Origin of the sequence: Arsenophonus nasoniae (genome assembly GCF_004768525.1) — a bacterium.
Lineage (GTDB): Bacteria > Pseudomonadota > Gammaproteobacteria > Enterobacterales > Enterobacteriaceae > Arsenophonus > Arsenophonus nasoniae.
On the sequence record NZ_CP038613.1, the window covers coordinates 662,514 to 685,465 of the forward strand.

The 22,952-nt window shown below is 34.6% G+C and carries 19 protein-coding genes and 2 rRNA genes; 8 read left to right on the forward strand and 13 right to left on the reverse strand.

Annotated features, from left to right (window positions below; genetic code table 11):
• The first annotated feature begins 74 nt into the window (after positions 1-74).
• Positions 75-190 (forward strand): 5S ribosomal RNA (gene rrf / locus ArsFIN_RS03090).
• A 150-nt stretch (positions 191-340) separates the two neighbouring features.
• Positions 341-456, forward strand: a 5S ribosomal RNA gene (rrf, locus tag ArsFIN_RS03095).
• Between the two features lie 147 nt (positions 457-603).
• Here the strand turns inward: rrf (ArsFIN_RS03095) and acs are convergent.
• Positions 604-2,562, reverse strand: coding sequence for an acetate--CoA ligase (gene acs, locus ArsFIN_RS03100; protein ID WP_026823182.1), 1,959 nt, complete (start codon positions 2,560-2,562; stop codon positions 604-606).
• 345 nt (positions 2,563-2,907) lie between these two features.
• Between acs and sodA the strand changes: the two genes are divergently transcribed.
• Positions 2,908-3,534: a superoxide dismutase [Mn] gene (gene sodA / locus ArsFIN_RS03105; RefSeq protein ID WP_026823183.1), complete on the forward strand. Its 627-nt coding sequence runs from the start codon at positions 2,908-2,910 to the stop codon at positions 3,532-3,534.
• Positions 3,535-3,814: 280 nt separating this feature from the next.
• On the opposite strand, the gene trpS is transcribed toward sodA, so the two are convergent.
• The 11 genes from trpS to pilM all read right to left on the reverse strand — a co-directional run bounded on the left by trpS (position 3,815) and on the right by pilM (position 13,428).
• Positions 3,815-4,858: a tryptophan--tRNA ligase gene (gene trpS / locus ArsFIN_RS03110; RefSeq protein WP_026823184.1), complete on the reverse strand. Its 1,044-nt coding sequence runs from the start codon at positions 4,856-4,858 to the stop codon at positions 3,815-3,817.
• A gap of 1 nt (position 4,859) precedes the next feature.
• Positions 4,860-5,564: a phosphoglycolate phosphatase gene (locus ArsFIN_RS03115; protein WP_026823185.1), complete on the reverse strand. Its 705-nt coding sequence runs from the start codon at positions 5,562-5,564 to the stop codon at positions 4,860-4,862.
• Positions 5,564-6,235 carry a ribulose-phosphate 3-epimerase gene (rpe, locus tag ArsFIN_RS03120; protein WP_026823186.1) on the reverse strand — a complete coding sequence of 224 codons (672 nt, stop codon included), beginning with the start codon at positions 6,233-6,235 and terminating at the stop codon, positions 5,564-5,566. The genes ArsFIN_RS03115 and rpe overlap by 1 nt, the downstream gene beginning before the upstream one ends.
• A 2-nt stretch (positions 6,236-6,237) precedes the next feature.
• The gene (gene dam / locus ArsFIN_RS03125; protein ID WP_026823187.1) at positions 6,238-7,095 is read right to left on the reverse strand and encodes an adenine-specific DNA-methyltransferase; all 858 of its coding nucleotides are present in this window, start codon (positions 7,093-7,095) and stop codon (positions 6,238-6,240) included.
• 79 nt (positions 7,096-7,174) lie between these two features.
• Entirely contained in the window at positions 7,175-8,047 is an 873-nt protein-coding gene (locus tag ArsFIN_RS03130) for an SPOR domain-containing protein (protein ID WP_026823188.1), read from the reverse strand.
• A 126-nt stretch (positions 8,048-8,173) separates the two neighbouring features.
• A complete protein-coding gene (aroB, locus tag ArsFIN_RS03135; RefSeq protein WP_026823189.1) occupies positions 8,174-9,268 on the reverse strand; it encodes a 3-dehydroquinate synthase in 1,095 nt (364 codons plus the stop codon).
• 55 nt (positions 9,269-9,323) lie between these two features.
• The gene (gene aroK / locus ArsFIN_RS03140; protein ID WP_026823190.1) at positions 9,324-9,845 is read right to left on the reverse strand and encodes a shikimate kinase AroK; all 522 of its coding nucleotides are present in this window, start codon (positions 9,843-9,845) and stop codon (positions 9,324-9,326) included.
• Between the two features lie 622 nt (positions 9,846-10,467).
• Entirely contained in the window at positions 10,468-11,511 is a 1,044-nt protein-coding gene (locus ArsFIN_RS03145; RefSeq protein WP_026823191.1) for a secretin N-terminal domain-containing protein, read from the reverse strand.
• Between the two features lie 48 nt (positions 11,512-11,559).
• Positions 11,560-12,054 (reverse strand): hypothetical protein, encoded by a 495-nt coding sequence (locus ArsFIN_RS03150; RefSeq protein ID WP_026823192.1) that lies wholly within the window; start codon positions 12,052-12,054, stop codon positions 11,560-11,562.
• Positions 12,041-12,598: a PilN domain-containing protein gene (locus ArsFIN_RS03155; RefSeq protein WP_081700665.1), complete on the reverse strand. Its 558-nt coding sequence runs from the start codon at positions 12,596-12,598 to the stop codon at positions 12,041-12,043. Before ArsFIN_RS03155 ends, ArsFIN_RS03150 begins: the two co-directional genes overlap by 14 nt.
• Positions 12,595-13,428, reverse strand: a complete 834-nt coding sequence (gene pilM / locus ArsFIN_RS03160) for a pilus assembly protein PilM (RefSeq protein ID WP_026823194.1) — start codon at positions 13,426-13,428, stop codon at positions 12,595-12,597. Before pilM ends, ArsFIN_RS03155 begins: the two co-directional genes overlap by 4 nt.
• A gap of 115 nt (positions 13,429-13,543) precedes the next feature.
• On the opposite strand from pilM, the gene mrcA reads away from it, so the two are divergent.
• Positions 13,544-16,069: a peptidoglycan glycosyltransferase/peptidoglycan DD-transpeptidase MrcA gene (gene mrcA / locus ArsFIN_RS03165; protein WP_026823195.1), complete on the forward strand. Its 2,526-nt coding sequence runs from the start codon at positions 13,544-13,546 to the stop codon at positions 16,067-16,069.
• A gap of 90 nt (positions 16,070-16,159) precedes the next feature.
• Here mrcA and nudE read toward each other — a convergent pair whose 3' ends face one another.
• Positions 16,160-16,711: an ADP compounds hydrolase NudE gene (gene nudE, locus ArsFIN_RS03170; RefSeq protein ID WP_026823196.1), complete on the reverse strand. Its 552-nt coding sequence runs from the start codon at positions 16,709-16,711 to the stop codon at positions 16,160-16,162.
• A gap of 349 nt (positions 16,712-17,060) precedes the next feature.
• Between nudE and ArsFIN_RS03175 the strand changes: the two genes are divergently transcribed.
• The 4 genes from ArsFIN_RS03175 to pckA all read left to right on the forward strand — a co-directional run bounded on the left by ArsFIN_RS03175 (position 17,061) and on the right by pckA (position 22,355).
• Positions 17,061-19,205 (forward strand): IgaA/UmoB family intracellular growth attenuator, encoded by a 2,145-nt coding sequence (locus ArsFIN_RS03175; RefSeq protein WP_026823197.1) that lies wholly within the window; start codon positions 17,061-17,063, stop codon positions 19,203-19,205.
• A gap of 15 nt (positions 19,206-19,220) precedes the next feature.
• On the forward strand, positions 19,221-19,637 hold the full coding sequence (gene hslR / locus ArsFIN_RS03180) for a ribosome-associated heat shock protein Hsp15 (RefSeq protein ID WP_026823198.1): 417 nt from the start codon (positions 19,221-19,223) through the stop codon (positions 19,635-19,637).
• A 27-nt stretch (positions 19,638-19,664) separates the two neighbouring features.
• The gene (gene hslO, locus ArsFIN_RS03185) at positions 19,665-20,537 is read left to right on the forward strand and encodes an Hsp33 family molecular chaperone HslO (RefSeq protein WP_026823199.1); all 873 of its coding nucleotides are present in this window, start codon (positions 19,665-19,667) and stop codon (positions 20,535-20,537) included.
• Between the two features lie 228 nt (positions 20,538-20,765).
• Positions 20,766-22,355: a phosphoenolpyruvate carboxykinase (ATP) gene (gene pckA / locus ArsFIN_RS03190; protein ID WP_034249793.1), complete on the forward strand. Its 1,590-nt coding sequence runs from the start codon at positions 20,766-20,768 to the stop codon at positions 22,353-22,355.
• The last annotated feature ends 597 nt before the right edge of the window (positions 22,356-22,952 follow it).

Sequence of the window (22,952 nt, forward strand, 5' to 3'; positions counted from 1 at the left end):
TGAGGTAGGTGAGTGAGCCGAAAGGCTAGCCGAGATGGCAGCGTACTGAAACGGGATAGGTAAAAAAGAATTTGTCTGGCGGCAATAGCGCGGTGGTCCCACCTGACCCCATGCCGAACTCAGAAGTGAAATGCCGTAGCGCCGATGGTAGTGTGGGGTCTCCCCATGTGAGAGTAGGGAGCTGCCAGACTTTAATTTAATGCTAATGGCTAAGGCCATTAGTGAAATAAATATATGATAGAACAGTTTAGGTTAGTCGTTATTTGTCTATAAATTTTATTATTAATTCAATGAATGCACTGCTTAAACTTTCGATAGAATCTAAATAGCAAAAAATTTGCTTAGTAGCTATAGCGCGGTAGTCCCACCTGATCCCATGCCGAACTCAGAAGTGAAATGCCGTAGCGCCGATGGTAGTGTGGGGTCTCCCCATGTGAGAGTAGGGAACTGCTAAGCTTAAAATACAAGGCCACCTAATTAGGGTGGCTTTTTTATATTAAAAAAATAAAGTTATGTTAATAAATAATATATTTTATAGTTGAACTATATCTATTTTATCGACCATCTTTGTTAACATTTTAGAATTTCTTATAGCTCATTAATTTAACTAGAAATATTGATTGAGCCCTTTTCTTCTAGTAATTCTACAACAACACTAGGATCGGCTAAAGTCGATGTATCACCTAGATTATTTATATCGCCAGTAGCAATTTTCCTTAGAATACGTCGCATAATCTTACCTGAGCGAGTTTTTGGTAATGCATCAGTCCAATGAAGAATATCTGGTGTGGCTATTGGCCCAATTTCTTTACGCACCCAATTGCGTACCTCATTATAAAGTTCTGTTGAAGGTTCTTCTCCTTGATTTAATGTAATATAGGCATAAATAGCTTGACCTTTTATATTATGCGGGACACCAACGACGGCAGCCTCAGCAATTTTAGGGAAGGCTACAAGTGCAGATTCGATTTCGGCTGTACCTAAACGATGACCAGAAATATTTAAAACGTCGTCAACACGACCGGTTATCCAATAATAACCGTCTTCATCGCGGCGAGCACCGTCTCCACTGAAATACATACCTTTAAATAGTGAAAAATAAGTTTGTTCAAAGCGTTCATGGTCACCATAAATTGTTCTAGCTTGTCCTGGCCATGAATCCATGATAACAAGATTGCCTTCAGCAATACCTTCAAGTAAATTACCTAAATTATCAATAAGCTCGGGCTTAATACCAAAAAACGGTAACGTGGCTGAGCCTGGTTTAAGTTCAGTTGCTCCCGGTAAGGGTAAAAGCATAAAACCGCCGGTTTCAGTTTGCCACCATGTATCAATAATAGGGCAATGGCTATTACCTATTTTTTTGTAGTACCATTCCCAAGCTTCCGGGTTAATAGGTTCACCAACAGAGCCTAAAATTCTTAAAGAATTACGTTGAGTTCCTTCAATAGCTTTATCACCTTCGGCCATCAAAGCACGAATTGCCGTTGGTGCGGTATATAGAATATTTACTTTATGCTTATCAATTATTTGGCTCATGCGATTTATACTTGGATAATTAGGCACACCTTCAAACATTAAGGTAGTGGCGCCATTAGATAGTGGACCATAAATTAAGTAACTATGGCCTGTTACCCAGCCTATGTCAGCAGTACACCAATAAATTTCTTTTGCTTGGTAGTCAAATGCGTATTTGAAAGTGATAGAAACATAAACTAAATAACCACCAGTGGTGTGTAAGACGCCTTTTGGTTTGCCTGTTGAACCCGACGTATAAAGAATGAATAAAGGATCTTCTGCATTCATTTCTTCTGCAGGACAATCAGCGTTAAGCCCTTTAATAATTTCATGCCACCAATGATCACGTTTTTCTTGCCAATCGATTTGATTACCGGTTCGTCTAAAAACAATAACATTATTAATCGTTTCGACAGCCTGGTTTTTTAACGCTTCATCAACATTTTTTTTCAATGGTATAGTACGATTTGCTCTTATCCCTTCATCTGCTGTAATGATAAGTTTAGCTTTACTGTCAATAATGCGTCCTGCAATGGCTTCTGGTGAAAAACCAGCAAAGATAACAGAGTGAATAGCACCGATGCGTGTGCATGCTAACATAGCGATAGCAGATTCAGGTACCATGGACATATAAATAGCAACAACATCACCTTTTTTGATGCCTAGTTTTTTCAATGCATTGGCGAATAGGCAAACATCATGATGAAGTTGACGATAAGTTATATGATAAGACTGTGATGGATCATCGCCTTCCCAAATGATTGCAGTTTGATCACCGCGTAATTGTAAATGGCGATCTAGGCAGTTAGTACTTAAATTTAAGGTACCGTCTTCAAACCATTGGATATTAATGTGCCCTGGATCAAATGAAGAATTTTTTACTTTGGTATAAGGTTTTATCCAGTCAACAATTTGACCTTTTTCTCGCCAAAATGCGTCAGGATCTTTAAGGGATAATTGATAATCTTTTAGATATTGCTTTTTATTAACTAAGGTATGTGCGGCAATTTCAGTAGGTATGGGGTACTTGAATGTTGATATCATATTTTTCTTCTCCTCAGTTGTGTTAATCATATGTCAAAGAGCAGTTAACTAAACCTATGAAAAAGAATTTGTTTTTTTTTTGTGTTTGTGATCACGTAAATGTTGGTGTTTTATTTTAGATTTATTATTTATCAATTAATTATCCTATTTAAATTGTTTTAATTGATGTTTTTTATTAAGAATTTATTTCAATCTAATGGGCTAATATTTGGATTATTTTTACAGGAAGTAAAAACCTTAAAAAAATATATTGTTTATAATTGTTTTCATTATGATGGCAATCCTTGTAAAATAAGTATTGATTGAAACATTTATTTTATATTTAAGTAACAGGAGTTAATGCAAATGAGCTATACATTACCTTCCCTGCCTTATGAATATGGGGCATTAGAGCCACATTTTGATGAAAGGACAATGAGAATCCATCATACTAAACATCATCAAACATATGTCAACAATACCAATGATGTGTTAAAAGATTTTCCTGAGCTTGCCAAACTTGATATAGATGATTTGATTCAAAACTTAGATAAAGTGCCAGTAGATAAACGTACTTTTTTACGCAATAATGCAGGCGGCCATGCCAATCATAGTATGTTTTGGATTGGATTAAAAATTGGTACTGAACTACAAGGTGAGCTGAAATCGGCAATTGAACGTGATTTTGATAGTGTAGAGAATTTTAAAGAAATTTTTGAAAAAGCGGCAGCAACTCGTTTTGGTTCTGGTTGGGCATGGTTAGTCTTGAAATCGGATGGAAAACTGGCGGTTGTTTCGACAGCTAATCAAGATAATCCGCTGATGGGTGAGTCTATTTCTGGTGTTTCTGGTTATCCTATTTTAGGGCTTGATGTTTGGGAACATGCTTATTATCTTAAATATGAAAATCGTCGCCCTGAATACATTAAAGCCTTTTGGTCAGTTGTTAACTGGGATGAAGCTGCGAAACGTTTCGCGGAAAAAATAAAATAACATTGACCTTATCTGTTTGTTTCTTATCAATGTTAGTGGTGCCAGATTAGATACTGGCCTACTAATGTCTTTGGATAGCTAATTGAAAATATAACAATAAAAATTACAAGGTACTGTTAATTATATATAATCAGTTGAAAAAATGATTGATGTTACTAAATATTGTTCCTTCTTTAATAAATATATTAATAAAATAAAGATTGATTTTTATTTTATTAATTTTTTATAAATAATTTATTCTTAGTGTCAATCTCCCTCGTGTTTTACGGGGAGAAGAGAATTATTTTTTTATAGGATTAATAAAACCAATAGCGTCATAAACTTTATTTAGCGTTATTTTAGCTCGAACCTCTGCTTTGCTAGCGCCTTCGGACATAATATCATTCAATAATTTTTCGTTATTACGAAATTCATCAAAACGACTTTGGATATTTATTAACATATCTGAAACGGCTTCAGCCACGGTGTTTTTAAGATCGCCATACATTTTTCCAGCAAATTGTTTTTCTATCTGTGAGGTAGATGTACCTGTTACGCCAGAAAGGATATCTATCAGATTAGAAATACCCGGTTTATTTTCTGAGTCATAATAAACTTGTGGTGGCTCATCAGAATCAGTAAGGGCACGTTTGATCTTTTTAGCTGCTGATTTAGGGTTTTCTAATAACGTTATGACATTATTGCGATTATCGTCTGATTTTGACATCTTTTTTTGTGGTTCTTGTAGAGACATAACCCGCGCTCCTTTTTCCGGAATAAAAGGATCGGGTATAGTAAATATTTCTCCGTAGAGCGAATTAAAACGTTGAGCGATATCTCGGCTTAATTCTAAATGTTGTTTTTGATCAATACCAACCGGGACTTGGTTTGTCTGGTAAAGTAAAATATCAGCAGCCATCAATACTGGATAATCAAATAATCCAGCATTAATATTTTCAGCATGACGAGTTGATTTGTCTTTAAATTGTGTCATGCGACTTAATTCACCAAAATAGGTATAACAGTTAAGAGCCCAGCTAAGTTGAGTATGTTGTGGAACATGGGATTGAACAAAAATAATGCTTTTTTTAAAATCGATACCGCAAGCAAGATATAAGGCTAGCGTATCAAGCGTACGCTTTCTTAACTCTTTGGGATCCTGACGGACTGTAATGGCATGCTGATCAACAATACAATAAATACAGTCATAATTATCTTGCATGTGAACCCATTGACGTAATGCGCCAATATAGTTGCCGATGGTTAATTCTCCAGACGGTTGAGCCCCACTGAATACAGTAGGTTTTTTGAGGGTATTAGTCGATTTTATCGGGGGGGTATTCATATTATGATTCCAGAATTGTCAAAGGTGTTAGTCCTAACGTAGGAAGTAGATCGGCAAAGTTATCTAATACATAATTTGGTTTACTTAATGCGATAGATTCACCATAGTTATATCCATAAGTTAAACCCACACAAGGACAGCCAGCCGCTTTAGCAGCTAAGATATCATTATGAGAATCGCCGACAAATAATAATTGATCTTTAAGTAGACCAAATTTTCCCATTGTAAGATATAGTGGAGCCGGATGGGGTTTTTTCTTTTTTACGTCATCTCCCCCTAATATTAAAGAAAAATAAGAATTAATTGCTAATTTTTTTAATAAAGGGTCAATAAATGGTGTTGGTTTATTGGTGACGATTGCCATTGGGAAAGGTTGTTTGGCCAATTCTGCTAATGTTTCTTTTACTCCAGGAAAAAGCTGACTACCTGTTATTACTGTTGTTGCATAAATTTTATCAAATAATTGACGAGTACTATTTTTAATTTTTGGTGTGATTTTAACATTTGCCCAAGTTAATGCGCGTTCTATCATCATATCAACACCATTACCAACCCAAGTGGAAACAAGTTCTTTACCCGCAGCTGGTAATTGCTGATTAATTAAAGCATGATCTAAGGCATTAGCTAATCCGCCAACACTGTCGACTAATGTACCATCCAAATCAAATGCGATAGCTTGAATATCGGTTAATTTTTTAAATGTCATTAAATTGCCTCAGCTAACTTTTTACGCATAGCATCAATGACAGTTTTGTAATCTGGTTGATTAAAAATGGCAGAACCTGCGACAAAAGTGTCAGCTCCTGCATTTGCAACATTAATAATATTATTAACATTAACCCCGCCATCAACTTCTAGGCGGATATTATAACCATTACTATCGATCATTTTACGAACTTGACGCAATTTATTTAGGGTTTGTGGAATAAAAGATTGTCCACCAAAACCAGGATTTACCGACATAATTAGGATCATATCTAATTTATCTATCACGTAATCTAAATAGTTTAATGGTGTAGCAGGATTAAAAGCTAAACCTGCTTTACATCCATTATCTTTAATTAATTGTAATGTGCGATCAATGTGTTCACTTGCTTCAGCGTGAAAGGTAATATAGGTTGCACCAGCTTTAGCAAAGTCAGGAATTAGTCGATCTACAGGTTTTACCATCAAATGCACATCAATGGGAGCCTTAATACCATAATCTCGCAATGCTTTACATATCATTGGGCCGAAAGTTAAATTTGGGACATAATGGTTATCCATAACGTCAAAATGGACAATATCAGCTCCAGCTTTAATTACTTTCTCAGTATCTTCACCTAAACATGCAAAATTTGCGGATAAAATAGAGGGGGCAATCAGAAAATCTTTCATAATTATCTCCGATTTGTTTTTTTACCTTTTGCGTTTTTTTTATAAGTTGGATTATAGAATGCCAAAAGTTCGTCGACTTTTCTACGAGCAAGGCTGTTACGACTAATTGTTCTACGTACTTTAACAACATTTAGTTTGGCGTGATGATACCATTCTCTAGTCGCTGGTGTATCATGATTTGATATTAATACGGGTATTCCGCGTGTTGATGATAAGTGATAAGCGATCTGAGCTAGATTATATTGTTCTTTGTTGCCAAAACTATTTGTATGATATGTAGTAAAATTAGCCGTATCTGAAAGCGGTGTATAGGGTGGATCGCAGTAAACAACAGAACTTTTATTTACTGATAGCAATGTTTCTTGATAGGTTTGGCAGACAAAAATAGCTTTTTGCGCTTTTTCAGCAAACCAATAGAGTTCATCTTCGGGAAAATAAGGTTTTTTATAACGCCCAAATGGAACGTTAAATTCTCCTTTCGAATTGTAGCGACAAAGACCATTGTAGCAATGACGATTAAGATATAAAAATAGTTCACTACGACGCTGAGAATTATTACATAGGTTAAATTCAGTTCGTAAACGGTAGTATTGCTCTGGTGTATTAAATTCAGAGTTAAAAAGCTTACGTGAATGCTGCACAAATGTATCAGCATGATATTTTACGGTATTATATAAATTGATAAGATCATTATTAATGTCAGCTAGGATGTAAGCATTATAGTTGGTATTCAAAAATACTGAACCTGCCCCGACAAATGGTTCTACCAGACAATCACCTTCTGGTAGATATTTTTTAATTTCTTCTACCAGAAGATATTTACCGCCAGCCCATTTTAAAAAAGCGCGTTTTTTCTTCATGCCGCCATATTTTATCTAAATGTTCCAGAGTTTTTGGTATATCTCTGTTTAGGACAGCATACTTGCGCCTAATGATTCTTTATTTTTGATCTTGCTTAACTTGCTGAAATTTTCTAACCCAGGGTTTTTTTTCCTGGACAGAAGTGGGCAAAGTTGAAATTGCGTTTTTTGCTTCACTGACTGAGCGGTAATTACCATGGATAAGAACATACCATGGTTGCCCATTACGTACGGTCTTATAGATTTTATAATTAGTTAAGCGATTTTTTTTAGCAAATGCTTCTAGGGAGTTAGAACGGCTTGCGCTACTTAATTGTAGGGTGTAATTACTCGCTGGGGATGATAATAAATCACCATTATGGTGCGTATGTGTTCGAACTATGGGTTTTGTTTTTGTTTCGGGATTAGTTTTAATTGGTTCCACTATCTTAGGGGGGGTAGTTGAGGGAAGTATTGTTGATGATGGTGTTGATGTTGGATTTTCAACCAGTTGTTGCTTAGTAGTAGGCAATGTTTGGCCTTGCCGTAAAGCATCAACAACGTCACCAGGAATTTCAATACGTTTACCTTGTCCTTGGTTGGCTGGAGGCAAGGATCCTTCAGTCGGTGTATCACTAATTGAAGGCATGGTTACGTTTTGTGGTTGGTTATGTTCTTGAGATAAAGAAGACTCATTTGCCAGTGATGTTGTTTTTGAAATATCGATGTTACGTTCATTATTTGTTACAGAGGTATGTTCTTTCTCATGATCAGTTGGAGCTTTAAGTGCTGAGCTAATCGCGATAATGAGTAATAATAGAACCAAAACAGCGATACCTATCATGACATGTTGCCGAGAGGCTAGATGGTGTTTAGATCCTTGCTGACGTGAACGTAATACAGGCCTATCTGATGTATCTGGCCGGAAGTTACTCTGATCTTGAGGATCTCTTTCTGGTTTAAACTCGTCCATTTCCCCTCCCTTTTAAGGTGAATGACCTCATATCATGGATAAAGATGATTTTTAGTACAGTTTAATTCTAAAATACGGATATTTATTATAGTGTCACTATGGCTATCTTGCTATCTCAATCACGGTTTAATCTGTATGTAGGCATTGTTTAATTGCTTTTAAAACAACCTCATGGCTTATATTAGTGTATAACTCTGCATTGCCAATAGATTTAGGTAGCACCAGATTAAGTTGATTATTAACTACTTTTTTATCTCTCATCATGTGAGGTAAATAAGCTTCAGCAGCCATTTTTGCTGGTCCTTTAGTAGGGAGATTTGCTTGCCTCAGTAAATTTAAAATACGCTTAGTATCATTATTATCAAATTGACCAATTAACTCTGCAGTTTTTGCAGCCATCACAATACCTACAGCAATTGCTTCACCATGTAGCCAGGAACCATAGCCTAATTCAGTTTCAATCGCATGACCAAAGGTATGCCCTAAGTTCAATAATGCACGTTGTCCATTGGTTTCTTTTTCATCTATAGCAATGATTTTTGCTTTCAATTCACAACAATGTAGGATGCAATAACTTATTGTTTTTTCGTCAAATTCAAATAGTTTGCTAATGTTTTTTTCTAACCAACAAAAGAAATCATAATCTAGAATAATGCCATATTTAATAATTTCTGCTAAGCCAGAAGAGAATTGACGTACTGGTAATGTTTTTAGACTATCTAAATCAATAATAACCGATATTGGTTGATAGAAAGCACCAATCATATTTTTACCTAACGGATGATTGACTGCTGTTTTTCCTCCAACAGAAGAGTCAATTTGAGATAGAAGCGAGGTTGGTGCTTGGATAAAACGAACGCCTCTTTGGTAGCAGGCGGCAGCAAATCCTGTCAAGTCACCAATAACTCCGCCACCAAGGGCAATAAGTGTGGTGCTTCGAGGATGATTTTTTTCCAATAAAGCAGTGAAGATCGTATCAAGAATAGCTAATGTTTTGTATTGTTCTCCATCAGGTAGAATGATCTCATCAACCTTGACACCCATTTTTGTAAGAGTTGATTTTACTCTTGTAGAATAAAGGGAATCTAGCGTTTTGTTCGTTACAATCATCGCGTATTCGCCACTTTTAAGCGGCAAAAATGCGTCAGGTGAGTTAAGTAAACCAAAGGCAATGCTAATCGGGTAACTCCGTTCACCAAGTGTAACTGTCAATTTTTCCATATTGATTTTACCTTTATGGCATGGTCAATCAGTCATTCATATTAATTTATTGAAATTAAGTATTTTCCAATAATCCTATGATTTGGTTAGCAACTACTTTTGCACTTTGATCGTCGGTATGAATAGTAATGTCTGCGATTTCTTCATAAAGTGGATTACGTTCATGAGCGAGTTTTTCTAAAACTTCACGAGCAGGCTGATCTACTTGCAATAAAGGTCTTTTTTTATCGCGTTGAGTTCGTGCCATTTGTTTTTCAATCGTTGTTTCAAGATAAACGACTACCCCACGAGCAGACAGACGGTTGCGTGTTTCTTTTGATTTTACCGACCCTCCCCCTGTTGCTAGGACAATTCCCTGTTTTTCTGTAAGCTCATTGATAATTTTTTCTTCACGTTCCCGAAAACCTTCTTCGCCTTCCAAATCAAATACCCAACTCACATCAGCACCAGTACGTCGTTCAATTTCTTGATCAGAATCAAAAAATTCCATACTAAGTTGCTGCGCTAGCTGGCGACCAATAGTACTTTTTCCGGCGCCCATAGGCCCAACCAGAAAGATATTACGTTTCTCTGCCATGTTTTTGGTATTACTAAGATTATTCGTTAATGATAACCCGCCCGGCTAATCAAATTAGCAACGGGACCTATAATTGAAACCTCATGAGTATTGACATCTTTTCTTGCATATAAAAGCAAAAAAATCCCAAATACATTCAGTTTTTTCTGAATTATATCGGAAGGGCCTGTTTTTGTAACATAACTGATAGCAGTATTTCTTCACAGGTTTAAAATCCCAAATGTCTCGTAATACGTAATATACAGTATTACGAAGCTCAAGTATTCGTCTTTAAGTTTGTTTGTGCACTAAGTTTAACATCAATCAATTTGAAAACCACGCCGATATCTATACGCAAAGCGTATTATTTGCTGCCAATTATGAAAGATATTAAATTGGATATAAAAATTATCGCAATAGATTAGCTAAAAATGCAACTTTAATCGTACATGTAAAGGTTTTATCATCGAGTGTACGCATTTAAATTGTTTATTTCGCTAAATAACTAACCTTGTAAGCTAAATCTTTCTTATCGTCAAATTTATAATCCATTATTCACAATAATCGGATGATTTTTGCTCTATTTAGTGCTGTTTAGTATGAAGTTATATTATAAAAAATAATTATTGCTTACTATATTTTATTAAATATTAATTAATTGAGGTGTTATAAATATGACTAATTCCCTATGGTAAGTTTGTTTTCCATCTTTGGTGAATAACTGGCCAAAGAAGGGAATATCTGCCAGGTAGGGAATTTTTTGTTGTTGATTGTTTTTTTTCTGTTGAAAAATTCCACCTAGGATAAGTGTTTCCCCATGATTAATCGTAACTTGTGTTGATATTTCTTGTTTATTGATTGCAATATGTTGGTAAGTATTTGCTAGCAAACTAGTATTGGGGGTATTTTGACTAATTTTTAGCGCTAGACGAACTTTACCTCCTCGTAAAATGGTAGGTGTGACTTCCATGCCTAATATTGCTTCTTTAAATTTTATCTGACTTTTATTTTTACTTTGAATGATATAAGGAATTTCTGTGCCTTGTTTAATGCTGGCAGAATGGTTATGTGAGGCCATTAATCTGGGGCTAGCAATAATAGATAGCTGATTTTCTTGTTCTAATGCACTTAATTCCAGTGACAATAAGTGACTTTTAATTTTGGCAATATTAAAAGCGATATGTGGAATTGAAGATGGTGCTGGTTGATGAATATTTAGCCGGCTGATCCCGACCTGGTTTATTTTATCGCTACTGAGTTCCCAAAATATTCCTAGTTCATATAAAGCCTCTCGACTTGTATTAATAATATAGGCTGTTATTTGTACTTGTTGTTGCGGTATATCAATTTTTTTTAGCCAGGATTGAAGACGTTCAATGTGTCTCTGAGTATCTTCAAAAATTAAGTTATTAGTCTGTTTATCGGCAAAAACTTTTCCTTTTTTTGAGAGTAAAGGTGGATTATTTTGTGAAAGTTGAGATGCTAGTAATTCTGCTTCGGCATATTGCAGGGGGTAACTCAGATAATGTATATCACTTTTTTCTTCAGGTATTGGTGATGTATGAGTAACATTATTTTCAATAATTTCTTTTATTTTTGGCGGCGTAAATGGTTCTCTGGCGGCTATAGCATTAATACTAAATAATGTTATTAATACTAAAATTAATATTAAATTAAGTAAATTCATTATGTTAGGCTTTTTGTTAGGGATGAAAGAATGAACTCACAATATAAGTTATTTTTCTTTGGGGTTACCTTTAGCTGTTGAAATAAGGAGTAGTGGATGTGTTTTTTGTAAGCTTTCGATAAAGGCGATTAATTGATAGTAGCTTGCTAAAATTGTGAGATAGTAATCTACACGATTATTATGATTTTGTTGTTGCCAATAAATGAGTTTTTCATTTGAAATTGGTAGCGGAAATTTGAATTGGGCAGAAACTAGAGGTTCAGTCTGTATCGAAGTAAGTAAGTCTGTTATTTGTTGTTTCTTTTTGTTTATTAGAGTTTTTAATTTGCTTTTTGTTATATTTTGTATGAGTTGTGTTTTTAATATATTGATATGTTGTCTGTTGTTTTTCCGTTGTTGATTCAATTGATCAATAATTAAAGAATTTTTTGACCAATAAAAAATAAAGAAAAAAAGAAAAATTAAAAAAAGCGTTAACCATTGTGGGATAAGTTGTTTCCATAATGGCCTATAAAACCATTCATATATTTTATTTTTTACCATATTGATTCTCCGTACGTAGCCACTTTGCATTTAATGTGGTTTTTTGAATATTTTGTGAGGTTAGTTGTATTGTTTGTAATTGGATTTGCGTTACTAACTTTTGCTCGGTTAATTGGCGCATGAACTGTAAAATTTCATGATAATCATAGCTATTTGCTTTAATTATCAATTCATCTCTTTGGCTTGAAAGCGCTTCTAACCAACTACCTGTTGGTAGAATATTCGGAATTTGTTGTAGTAAATAAAGTTGTTGTTTGTTGTGGTTAGCGATTTGAATTAACGTATTGAATTTTTGAGTTAATTGATCAAGTTGCTGGCGCTGTTGCTCAATGTTACCAAGCTGTTGTTCAATGGCCGCAATTTCTATATTTTCATTATCAAGTAAATATTGTTGATGAAGGTATTGCTGTTTATGCCTATCAATTATAAAAAACAGAATTAATATCAAACTTGAAATTTGTATAAGAAAGAGAGATATCCATACATAATAGCGTTGTTTAAGGCGTTTTTTCTGCCATGGCAGAAAATTAACTTGATACATCATTTATCTCCTTCGCGAAGTGCTAAACCCGCGGCAATCGCAAAATTATGAAAATCTTTTGGTAACTTGATAGAGTAATATTGAAAAGAATCTAACAGAGACCAAGTGGAAAAATGATGATGCTTTATATCGTTACCGAGATAATAAATAGTATTAGGTTGTTGTTGCGTTTCTTTAGGTAGTAATAAGACCAGTTTTTCTATAGAGTCTACTTCAGTTATCTCAAGAGGTTGATAGTGTATTGATTGATATAAAGGACCAGCACATATCCACTCTTGTTGTCGCCGATAAATAAGCCAAGTGTTATCAGGAATAGAGGCTTTATGAGCTAAGTAACGAAGGGCATTAGGAGATATATCGATGACAGAAAGTGAAAAACCTACTTCATGTAATAATTCAGACCAAAAAACAATATCACTACGTCTAGTTGCACAAAGGTATATTTGCTTTTGATAAATACGATAATCCAAAATAAGTTCACGGATGTCCATAGGAAATAGGGTTTCAGCTTTACTGTGAACGAGCCATCCAAGTTCTGGTTCAGTTAGTGTTATTTTTTCCGGCAAAAGGAAGTGAGATTTTAGGATTTGTAATGTGGATAAGGAGAATCTTGCATCGCAATTATTAGGTAGTTTCTTGTGCCATTGTTGCAAGATATTTTTTAGTGTGGTTATACGAATATTTTGGGTTTCAGTATCTTGGGTTTTAGTGATTGGTAAAGAATGTTGCCAACATTCGCGAAGTTGCCAGCCATGTCTGTGTTGAGTAGCCGCCACAAGTTGAATTTTATTATGATGTATATCAAGGCCAATCTGCCATTTTTGTAAAAACATAGACGATTTCCCTATTGTTAATGTATAAAATTCCATATTCAAGGTAATTTCAAACATTTATACTAAGTATTCATTGTTTATAAACCACCCAATAAATTGTAAATGGGAATTTCAGGTGAAGATCGTAAAGTTTTTTCTTTTTTTTATAGTTTGTTGTCTTGTTTTGGGAGCTGGATCTATTTTTGGTTTGTACAAATATGTCGAATCAGAACTGCCTGATGTAGCAACGTTAAAAGATGTCCGATTGCAAGTACCTATGCAGGTGTTAAGTGCAGAAGGTGAGTTAATTGCGCAATTTGGAGAGAAACGTCGTCTTCCGTTGTCATTAAAGGAAATTCCCCCACTAATGATAAAAGCTTTTATTGCGACGGAAGATAGCCGATATTATGAGCATCATGGTATTGATCCTATAGGAATTTTTCGAGCTGTATCGGTTATAGCTGTTTCCGGTCACGCTTCGCAAGGGGCAAGTACAATAACGCAACAGTTAGCAAGAAATTTTTTCCTAAGTCGAGAAAAAACATTGATGCGTAAAGCTAAAGAGGTATTTTTAGCTGTCCGGATTGAGCAATTATTGTCAAAAGATGAAATTCTTGAACTTTATTTAAATAAAATTTATTTAGGAAATCGTGCTTATGGGGTAGGTGCAGCTGCTTATGTTTATTTTGGTAAGTCTGTAAATGAATTAAGTTTAAGTGAAATTGCTATGATTGCAGGTTTACCAAAAGCACCTTCTACTTTTAACCCCCTTTATTCCTATGAACGAGCAATAAATCGCCGCAATATCGTATTATTACGTATGTTAGAAGAGGGGTATATTACTCAACAGCAATATAATGAAGCAAAGGGTGAAAAAATTATTGCCATGTATCACGCACCAAAAATTTCGTTTTCAGCACCCTACCTGGCAGAAATGGTTAGGCAAGAGCTTTATAAACGCTATGGTGAGAATGCTTATACCGATGGTTATAAAGTCTATACTACCATTATCCGTAAAGATCAGACAGCAGCAGTTAATGCTTTGCGTAATAATTTAATTAATTATGATATTCGTCATGGCTATCGAGGAGCAGAAAAAATTCTTTGGACGCAGCGACAAACACCCTGGACTCATGAGCAACTTATTGAAAAACTCAAAAAAACACCTACTTATGGGCCATTAATTCCCGCAGTAGTTATTGCGACAAATAGAAATAAAGCTGAAGTTATAATGTCAAATGGTGTTACTGTTGAGCTGGCAATGAATGGTGTTTCTTGGGCACGTAAATATATTTCTGATGAGCGTCAAGGTGTAACACCTAAAACGGTTAACGAAGTTGTGAAAGTGGGAGAATTAATTCGTGTACGACAAGTTAAAGATAGTTGGTGGTTAGCACAAATACCGGAAGCAAATTCAGCTTTTATTGCTCTTAATCCAATCAATGGCGCTATTGTTGCGTTAGTTGGCGGATTTGATTTTGAGTTAAGTAAATTTAATCGAGTAACCCAATCATTACGTCAAGTTGGTTCCAATATTAAACCTTTTCTTTATACCGCAGCATTAGATAAAGGATTAACGTTAGCTTCCTTATTAAATGATATGCCTATTACTCGTTGGGATGCTGGAGCTGATTCAGATTGGCGACCTAAAAACTCTCCCGCCAAATATGCAGGCCCAATCACTTTGCGGCAAGGATTAGGCCAATCGAAAAATGTTGTTATGGTACGAGCTATGCGTGCGATGGGGGTTGATTATGCGGCGGATTATTTAAAACGGTTTGGCTTTCCTGAAGAAAATATTAATCGAACCGAGTCATTGGCATTAGGAGCTCCGTCATTTACGCCTATGCAAATAGTTCGAGGTTATGCCGTTATGTCTAATGGTGGTTACCTTATCGATCCTTATTTCATTAGTCGAGTTGAGGGGCTACAAGGTCAAATTGTGTTTGAAGCTAAACCTAACATCGCTTGTCCTAACTGTAAAGATATCGCTGTTATTTATGATGATGTACCAAAAATTAAAGAAATAAATGCAGAATCTATTGAGAATATAGTTAAATCTACGACGCCTCCGATGAGTCTTGAGCCTAGAGTAGATATTAATAATGAAATACCAATAACCGTTCAACAAGAAAAATATGCTCCACATGTTATTAGTACACCTTTGGCTTTTTTAATTAGTAATGCAATGATGACGAATATTTATGGAGAGCCAGGTTGGATGGGGACAGGCTGGCGTGCGAGAGATTTTAAGCGTAAAGATATTGGTGGAAAGACAGGAACGACTAATAGTTCTAAAGATGCTTGGTTTTCTGGCTATGGCCCTGATGTCGTTGCTACCGCTTGGATAGGCTTTGATGATAATAAACGCAGTTTAGGGCGTACTATTACAGGTGGTGAAGCAGGTGCAAAAAGTGCTCAACCTATCTGGAATGATTATATGAAAGTTGTCCTTGAAGGAGTTGCTGAAAATAAAATACAACCTCCTGATGGAATTATTTCTATTACTATTGATAACAAAACAGGTAAATTAGCAACAAATAATTCTGTAAGTAAAAGTTTGGAATATTTTATTGAAGGAACTGAACCTAAAACAGCCGCTATTCGAGAGGTAGGTACAATCGTTATTTCTGAAGATGGAAATAGTCAGGAACTTTTTTGAACAGTAATAATGATCTTTAATTTTTGTCTTTGAAATTAGGGTTATTAGATAGACCCTATTTCATTTTACAATATTAGGACTTATTTAAGGTTAACTAATATTTTTGAGATAACGCTGGGCATAAAATAATGCGCTAATATTTCTTGCTTCGTTAAAATCTTTAACATCGAGTAGTTGCATCATATTGTTTATTGGCCAACGAATTTGTTCTAGCGGCTCTGGTTCATCGCCTTCCAGTTTTTCCTCATAAAGATTTTGTGCAATGAATATATTCATTTTACTGGAAAAGTAGGCTGGTGATATTGTTAATTTTGCTAGTAATTCAACATGTTTTGCACCATAACCAATTTCCTCTTTTAATTCTCTTATAGCAGCTTGTATGGCACTTTCTCCTTTATCAATTGCTCCTTTAGGAAAACCTAATTCATACTCTTCAATACCAACTGCATATTCACGTATTAAAATTAGTTCGTTATTAATGATAGGAACAATCAGTACGGCTTCATTTATTGTTGGCTGCATTCGTTCATAAAGACGTTTAACGCCATTACTAAATTCAAGATCAACAGATTGGATACGAAAAAGTCTAGATTCAGCAATATTTTTTATATTCAGTATTTTGGGTTTTTTCATTTGTTTCATATACTGTGTCCCGGACAAAATTTGTTGAATAGATTATAACTTTTTATATTAAAGGCAAGGATAGGCTTTTGATTTTTTGCTGAAATCAATTGTGATTCAATCTATCTATTTAGTGATAATATATCAATAAATTTAACCAGCGCTGATTATTATAATAAGGGTGTTTTAGTAATATTTTTATTAAATTACTTATTAATTAAACTACCATGTTGTTAAAATAAACAATGTCAAATCGTAACTCATTGTTATTAATATTAAAAATAGAAAACTAGAATAGGAATTACCTTATTTAGAGCTAAGGAAAGGGTTGTTATTCTGCACTGGCATTATTTGTTACATCGGGGAAGAAATGAGCTTACCTTTTGTTATATTGGTTATTTTAATTATTTGCTTGTTTATATTAATTTTCTTTTTGTTTATGAAAGGAAAAAAAGGTAATGATGTAGATAAATTACCTTTCTTAATACATGCTAATTATCGCAAAATTACTTCTGATGAATATCAGATAATTTGTGACTATCTTAAATATACCAACTCTGAACAAATCTTAATAAAGACAAAAGAGGTGACAATAAGAAAGTTATTTGATTTTCCTAAAAGAAATGCTTGGGTTTCTACGGGCTGTAATGCAATAACACGTTTTTCTTTAATCAACGAGCAAGATAATTTATGGCGCTATTTTATTGATTCTAAAGAAGTTCATTTACCTCGACAATTAGAGCCTTACTTAACAACACAGAATGTTATGGATGTTGTTTATACGGATACCTTACCACTTGTTATATCAGTAAATAATCATTTTTTGGCTGATTTTAAGCAAGATTTTAAACAATTTCACTTTGCTAGAGAAATAACATTTCCACCAGTTAATGCTTTAATTCAAGAGAGTGGTCAACAACTGGTAAAATTTATTAAGGTCAGAAAAGAGACGTTGGAAGAGTATAAGCTTAATCGATCGTTTAGTTTGTGGGGCAGTGGTGTTATTTGTGTTGGGTTAATTGTTTGTGCACTTTCGTTATTTGTTATTGCTATTTTTTTTCCTTGGTTAATGTTGTTTGGTGGACTTACTTTTTTTGTTGGAGTATATCTTCTTTATCGACCATATATTTTTCGTAAGAGATATCAACAGGATATTCGTTGTGTAGTAGGTAAACCTAAACGATTGGGTTTATTCGGCGAGTTTGATAAAGGTAAAAAACATAATATTTCATTGGCTGGAATCGATCTTATTTATCCATCTCATTGGGAGCCATTCCTGGAATATGAGATTGATCAAGCTATTAATATTGACATGTATGCAAACGGTTACGTTGTTCGTCAAGGACGTTATTTATCTTTACATGAAGAGGCACGTCGTTACCCATATAAAAGATATGGCAAAAATTTAATGTTGATGATAACCAGTTTTTTCCTCATGTTACTGCTTCATTTTTATGAACCGGTGCATTTACCAGCTAGGTTAATTTTTCATTGGCTTAATGGAGAAAATTATCGACATACAACAAATTACACTGAATTGGAAGTGATGCCGTTACAGGTTGGTGATTATATTGCAGTTAAAGGTGTGGGTATGTGCTATGTACCCATTGATCTTATAGAGAAAGGGAATCGGTTTGATTTTCTCCCTTTTGATTGCTCCGGTATTTATTGGAATAATATAAGCCCCTCTCCTATACCTGAATCTGATATAGTTGAAAAAGTCTTTTCGCTTTCTACAACAGTTAAACAGCAGCTTTATTTTAATAATCTGGATCATAAAGTTAATCAGCAACTTAGACGCGAGATTATGAAATCTGGCATGAATTTGCTTGATAATTTTTCTGATATTATTTTAAAAACAAATTCATTATGCCCTCTTAATAATGAGTGTTTTCGTTTAAAGAGCGCTTTAGTTAATTTAAGTGATACCTATGAATGGTCGGTACTTGTTGCTCGAGCTAAAAATGGAAAATTAGCAGGTATAAATGTGATATTGCGGCCAGGTGGAGCAGAAACCTTGGAAAAACTGGTTAATGAAACGACATCCTTTTATATTAATAGAGAAATAGAAAAAGCAGCAGCATTATTGAATTCACCGCTACCTAGAGGTGTATTACTAATTAGTGAAGAAGGAAAACAGTTTGTCGATTTAGTTTCATTTCATTCTCCTGTTATTGATTCTTATACTCCATTACAAAAATGGCAAGAGCTGCAAAAATTGTCAGATATTTTGATGCATACTCCTTTTGAAGCAAAAGGTATTATCACTAAATTATTTGTCGATGCAAAAGGCACGCGTCATATTATTTTACATAGTAAACCTAGTTCTATGTTACTTTTACGCTATATTAGTGCTTTTCTATTAAACTTGGTTTTAATGGCAACATTTATATTGAATTTTATTCTGGTTATTACACGTAAGCGTATAAATAAATGGCGATTAAAAAGTATTCGACAATATTATGAGCATTGTTTCAATATTGTTTCTTCCTCTGACCAGCAAAAAAATATTTAACGTAATGAATAAAATATGAAAATACAGTCAGATATGGATTTGATTATCCGTTTAGATAAATGGTTATGGGCTGCACGTTTTTATAAAACTCGTGCAATTGCTCGTAAAATGATTGAGGGTGGCAAAGTTCACTATAACGGGCAGCGAAGTAAACCAAGTAAAGTCGTTGAAAAGCATGCCATTATAAAATTAAGACAAGGTAACAGTGAACTAACTATAAAAGTATTGGCCATTAGCGATCAACGACGGGGCGCATCTGAAGCAAAAGCGTTATACCGTGAAACACAAGACAGTATTGTTAATAGAGAAAAATTAGCATTAGCGCGGAAGACCAACTCATTAACGATGCCAAATCCAGAACGTCGTCCTGATAAGAAAGAACGACGTAACTTGATTAAATTTAAGCATACAAATTTAAATGAGTCATTTTGATGACTAACTTTAGCAATGAGAGAAAATATGTCTAAACATGACCAGTTAAACCGTTTTTTATTTGAAGATGATGCTGTTCGTGGTGAATTAGTTTCAGTTAATGAGACTTATAGAAAGATACTCCATCAACACAATTATCCGCTAGCAGTTAATTTATTATTGGGTGAATTATTAGTTGCCACTAGTTTATTAACGGCAACTTTAAAATTTGATGGTGATATTACTCTACAGATTCAAGGAGATGGCCCTGTAAAAATGTTGGTAATAAACGGAAATAATTATCAACAAATGAGAGGTGTTGCTCGTGTCGAGGGTTCAGTTACTAATCAATTATCATTAAAACAGATGGTTGGTCAAGGCTATATGGTGATCACGATTACGCCAACAAATGGCGAGCGTTATCAAGGCATTGTTGCATTGGAAAGTAGTACAATAGCAGAATGTTTGGATGATTATTTTAAACAATCAGAACAGTTGCAGACACGTTTATTTATTCATTCAGGTGAGATAAATGGCCAGCCTGCTGCCGGTGGAATGTTATTGCAGGTATTGCCCTCTGCAGGTAGTGAAAGTCAGCATAAATTTGATCATCTAGTACAGTTAACCGCTACGATTAAGGGTGAGGAGCTATATACCTTAGAAACAAAGCAAATTCTTCATCGTCTTTATCATGAAGAAGATGTGACTTTATATGATCCACAGCCAGTCACCTTTCATTGCAACTGTTCAAAAGAGCGTTGTGAAAATATTTTGCTATCTCTGCCTGATGAAGATATTGAGCATATATTACATGAACGGGGTGAAATTGATATTGAATGTGAATTTTGTGGGGCTGATTATCTGTTTAATCAACAAGATATAGAGGAATTGAAGCGAATTAAAAAACAGCAGATTCATTGAGTCATCCGTGCTTATTTTATGCCGTAATAAAGGATATACACATTTTTTTACTGTAGCGTTGATTGTGCTCTAGATCGCATTTCTAGTTGAGAAAATAGTTTAGATGAAATTTATTGATTTTTATCGCTGTTAATTTCGAGTAAAAATTTATGATAGCTCCTAATTAAGGTTAAAATTCATTTAGGAGCATAAATTAATGAGTGCAAAAAAAATATTACTCCAGAAGAGATGGCTAGGTATGGTATTCATCAAGTTACTGAAATCGTTTATAACCCAGGATATGAACAATTATTTGCAGAAGAAATAAAACCTTCTTTGAAAGGCTATGAACGAGGTATTGAAACTAACTTAGGCGCAGTGGCCGTTGATACCGGTATTTTTACCGGTAGATCACCTAAAGATAAATATATTGTTCGTGATAACGTCTCTATGAATACCGTTTGGTGGGCGGATCAAGGTAAAGGAAAAAATGATAATAAACCGATGACCGAAGTGGTTTGGAAATCATTAAAAGATTTAGTGACTAACCAATTGTCAGGTAAGCGTTTATTTATTATTGATGCTTTTTGCGGTGCGAATGCAGATACCCGTTTGAAGGTGCGCTTTATTACTGAAGTGGCTTGGCAGGCACATTTTGTAAAAAATATGTTTATTCGACCTACTGAACAAGAGTTGATTGATTTTAAACCAGATTTTGTTGTCATGAATGGTGCAAAATGTACTAATCCCAACTGGCAGGCTCAAGGCCTAAACTCAGAAAATTTTGGGGCGTTTAATTTGACTGAACGTATGCAACTTATTGGCGGTACTTGGTATGGCGGTGAAATGAAGAAAGGATTGTTTTCTGTCATGAATTACTTGCTGCCATTAAAAGGCATTGCTTCGATGCATTGTTCAGCTAATGTTGGTGAAAAAGGGGATGTGGCTATTTTCTTTGGTTTGTCTGGTACAGGAAAAACAACCCTTTCTACCGATCCCAAGCGTAAATTAATTGGTGATGATGAGCATGGATGGGATGATGATGGTGTATTTAATTTTGAAGGTGGTTGTTATGCTAAGACAATAAATTTGTCTGAAGCGGCAGAGCCTGATATTTATCATGCGATCAAACGTGATGCATTATTAGAAAATGTTACTGTTTTGACTGATGGTACTATTGATTTCAATGATGGAACAAAAACAGAAAACACGCGAGTTTCTTATCCTATTTACCATATTAATAATATTGTTAAACCCATTTCTAAAGCAGGCCATGCGACGAAAGTTATTTTTCTGACAGCCGATGCTTTTGGTGTTTTGCCACCGGTATCGTGTTTGACGCCTGAACAGACTGAATACCACTTTTTGTCAGGTTTTACCGCTAAATTAGCGGGTACCGAACGCGGGATCACTGAACCAACACCCACTTTTTCAGCCTGTTTTGGGGCCGCTTTTCTGACATTACATCCTACTCAATATGCTGAAGTATTAGGTAAACGTATGAAAGCCGCTGGTGCAAAAGCGTACCTGGTTAATACCGGTTGGAACGGAACCGGTAAACGTATTTCGATCAAAGATACTCGTGCAATTATTGATGCGATCTTAAATGGGGATATAGATAAAGCAGAAACTATCAATTTACCTGTTTTTAATTTAGCTATACCTACCAATTTGCCGGGGGTCGATAATAATATTTTAGATCCGCGTCATACATATGCAGATAACAGCCAATGGGAAGTTAAAGCTAAAGATTTGGCTACGCGATTTATTAATAATTTTGAGAAATATACTGATACCCAAGTTGGTGCTGCACTCGTGAAAGCAGGTCCTAAGTTGTAATTTTTAATTAAAGGTTACTAATAAAATAAAAAGTGCATAGAATATAATTAAAGCTATGCACTTTTTATTTAATTGTGAATATGCATTGCGGTATTAATGAATTGAAATCGGATGGCAAAAATTTTTTTACGGTTGTTTCTATCGCTTGCTGTTCTGTAATACCCGATAGTATATAAGTCAAAAGCGGAGTTTATTAAAACACCTGGTTTTATAATGAAATCTTTATTAATTACCCGTGATGATAAAATTGATTGGAAAAAATTAAAAATAGAAAAGTGCTAAAAAAGTGCCAGCGCTAGGCTGGCATAAGTAAACACTGTAAGCAATGTGAGCAATGTGAGCAATGTCGTCCTTTCATATGATCCCAGAAAGGCTCATCTGAAAGTGATTTAATGATAATAGTTATCACTATCATTTGTAAAGTGGTTTTTTTAATATAAATGTAAAAAAATATTTTACATGATAAATTATTGATAATAATCATGTATTTTTATGGTAATTTAAATTACAAACTTAAAACAATAATTTTATGGTTAAGGCAATAAATGAAAAATAACGAGATCATTTTAGCTGACAACATCAATAATATAACTATAA

Bases quoted from the DNA above. Each gene is read 5' to 3' on its own strand.
- acs (WP_026823182.1), bottom strand. From the start codon at position 2,562: ATGATATCAACATTCAAGTACCCCATACCTACTGAAATTGCCGCACAT.
- sodA (WP_026823183.1), top strand. From the start codon at position 2,908: ATGAGCTATACATTACCTTCCCTGCCTTATGAATATGGGGCATTAGAG.
- trpS (WP_026823184.1), bottom strand. From the start codon at position 4,858: ATGAATACCCCCCCGATAAAATCGACTAATACCCTCAAAAAACCTACT.
- ArsFIN_RS03115 (WP_026823185.1), bottom strand. From the start codon at position 5,564: ATGACATTTAAAAAATTAACCGATATTCAAGCTATCGCATTTGATTTG.
- rpe (WP_026823186.1), bottom strand. From the start codon at position 6,235: ATGAAAGATTTTCTGATTGCCCCCTCTATTTTATCCGCAAATTTTGCA.
- dam (WP_026823187.1), bottom strand. From the start codon at position 7,095: ATGAAGAAAAAACGCGCTTTTTTAAAATGGGCTGGCGGTAAATATCTT.
- ArsFIN_RS03130 (WP_026823188.1), bottom strand. From the start codon at position 8,047: ATGGACGAGTTTAAACCAGAAAGAGATCCTCAAGATCAGAGTAACTTC.
- aroB (WP_026823189.1), bottom strand. From the start codon at position 9,268: ATGGAAAAATTGACAGTTACACTTGGTGAACGGAGTTACCCGATTAGC.
- aroK (WP_026823190.1), bottom strand. From the start codon at position 9,845: ATGGCAGAGAAACGTAATATCTTTCTGGTTGGGCCTATGGGCGCCGGA.
- ArsFIN_RS03145 (WP_026823191.1), bottom strand. From the start codon at position 11,511: ATGAATTTACTTAATTTAATATTAATTTTAGTATTAATAACATTATTT.
- ArsFIN_RS03150 (WP_026823192.1), bottom strand. From the start codon at position 12,054: ATGGTAAAAAATAAAATATATGAATGGTTTTATAGGCCATTATGGAAA.
- ArsFIN_RS03155 (WP_081700665.1), bottom strand. From the start codon at position 12,598: ATGATGTATCAAGTTAATTTTCTGCCATGGCAGAAAAAACGCCTTAAA.
- pilM (WP_026823194.1), bottom strand. From the start codon at position 13,428: ATGTTTTTACAAAAATGGCAGATTGGCCTTGATATACATCATAATAAA.
- nudE (WP_026823196.1), bottom strand. From the start codon at position 16,711: ATGAAACAAATGAAAAAACCCAAAATACTGAATATAAAAAATATTGCT.
- ArsFIN_RS03175 (WP_026823197.1), top strand. From the start codon at position 17,061: ATGAGCTTACCTTTTGTTATATTGGTTATTTTAATTATTTGCTTGTTT.
- hslR (WP_026823198.1), top strand. From the start codon at position 19,221: ATGAAAATACAGTCAGATATGGATTTGATTATCCGTTTAGATAAATGG.
- hslO (WP_026823199.1), top strand. From the start codon at position 19,665: ATGTCTAAACATGACCAGTTAAACCGTTTTTTATTTGAAGATGATGCT.
- pckA (WP_034249793.1), top strand. From the start codon at position 20,766: ATGGCTAGGTATGGTATTCATCAAGTTACTGAAATCGTTTATAACCCA.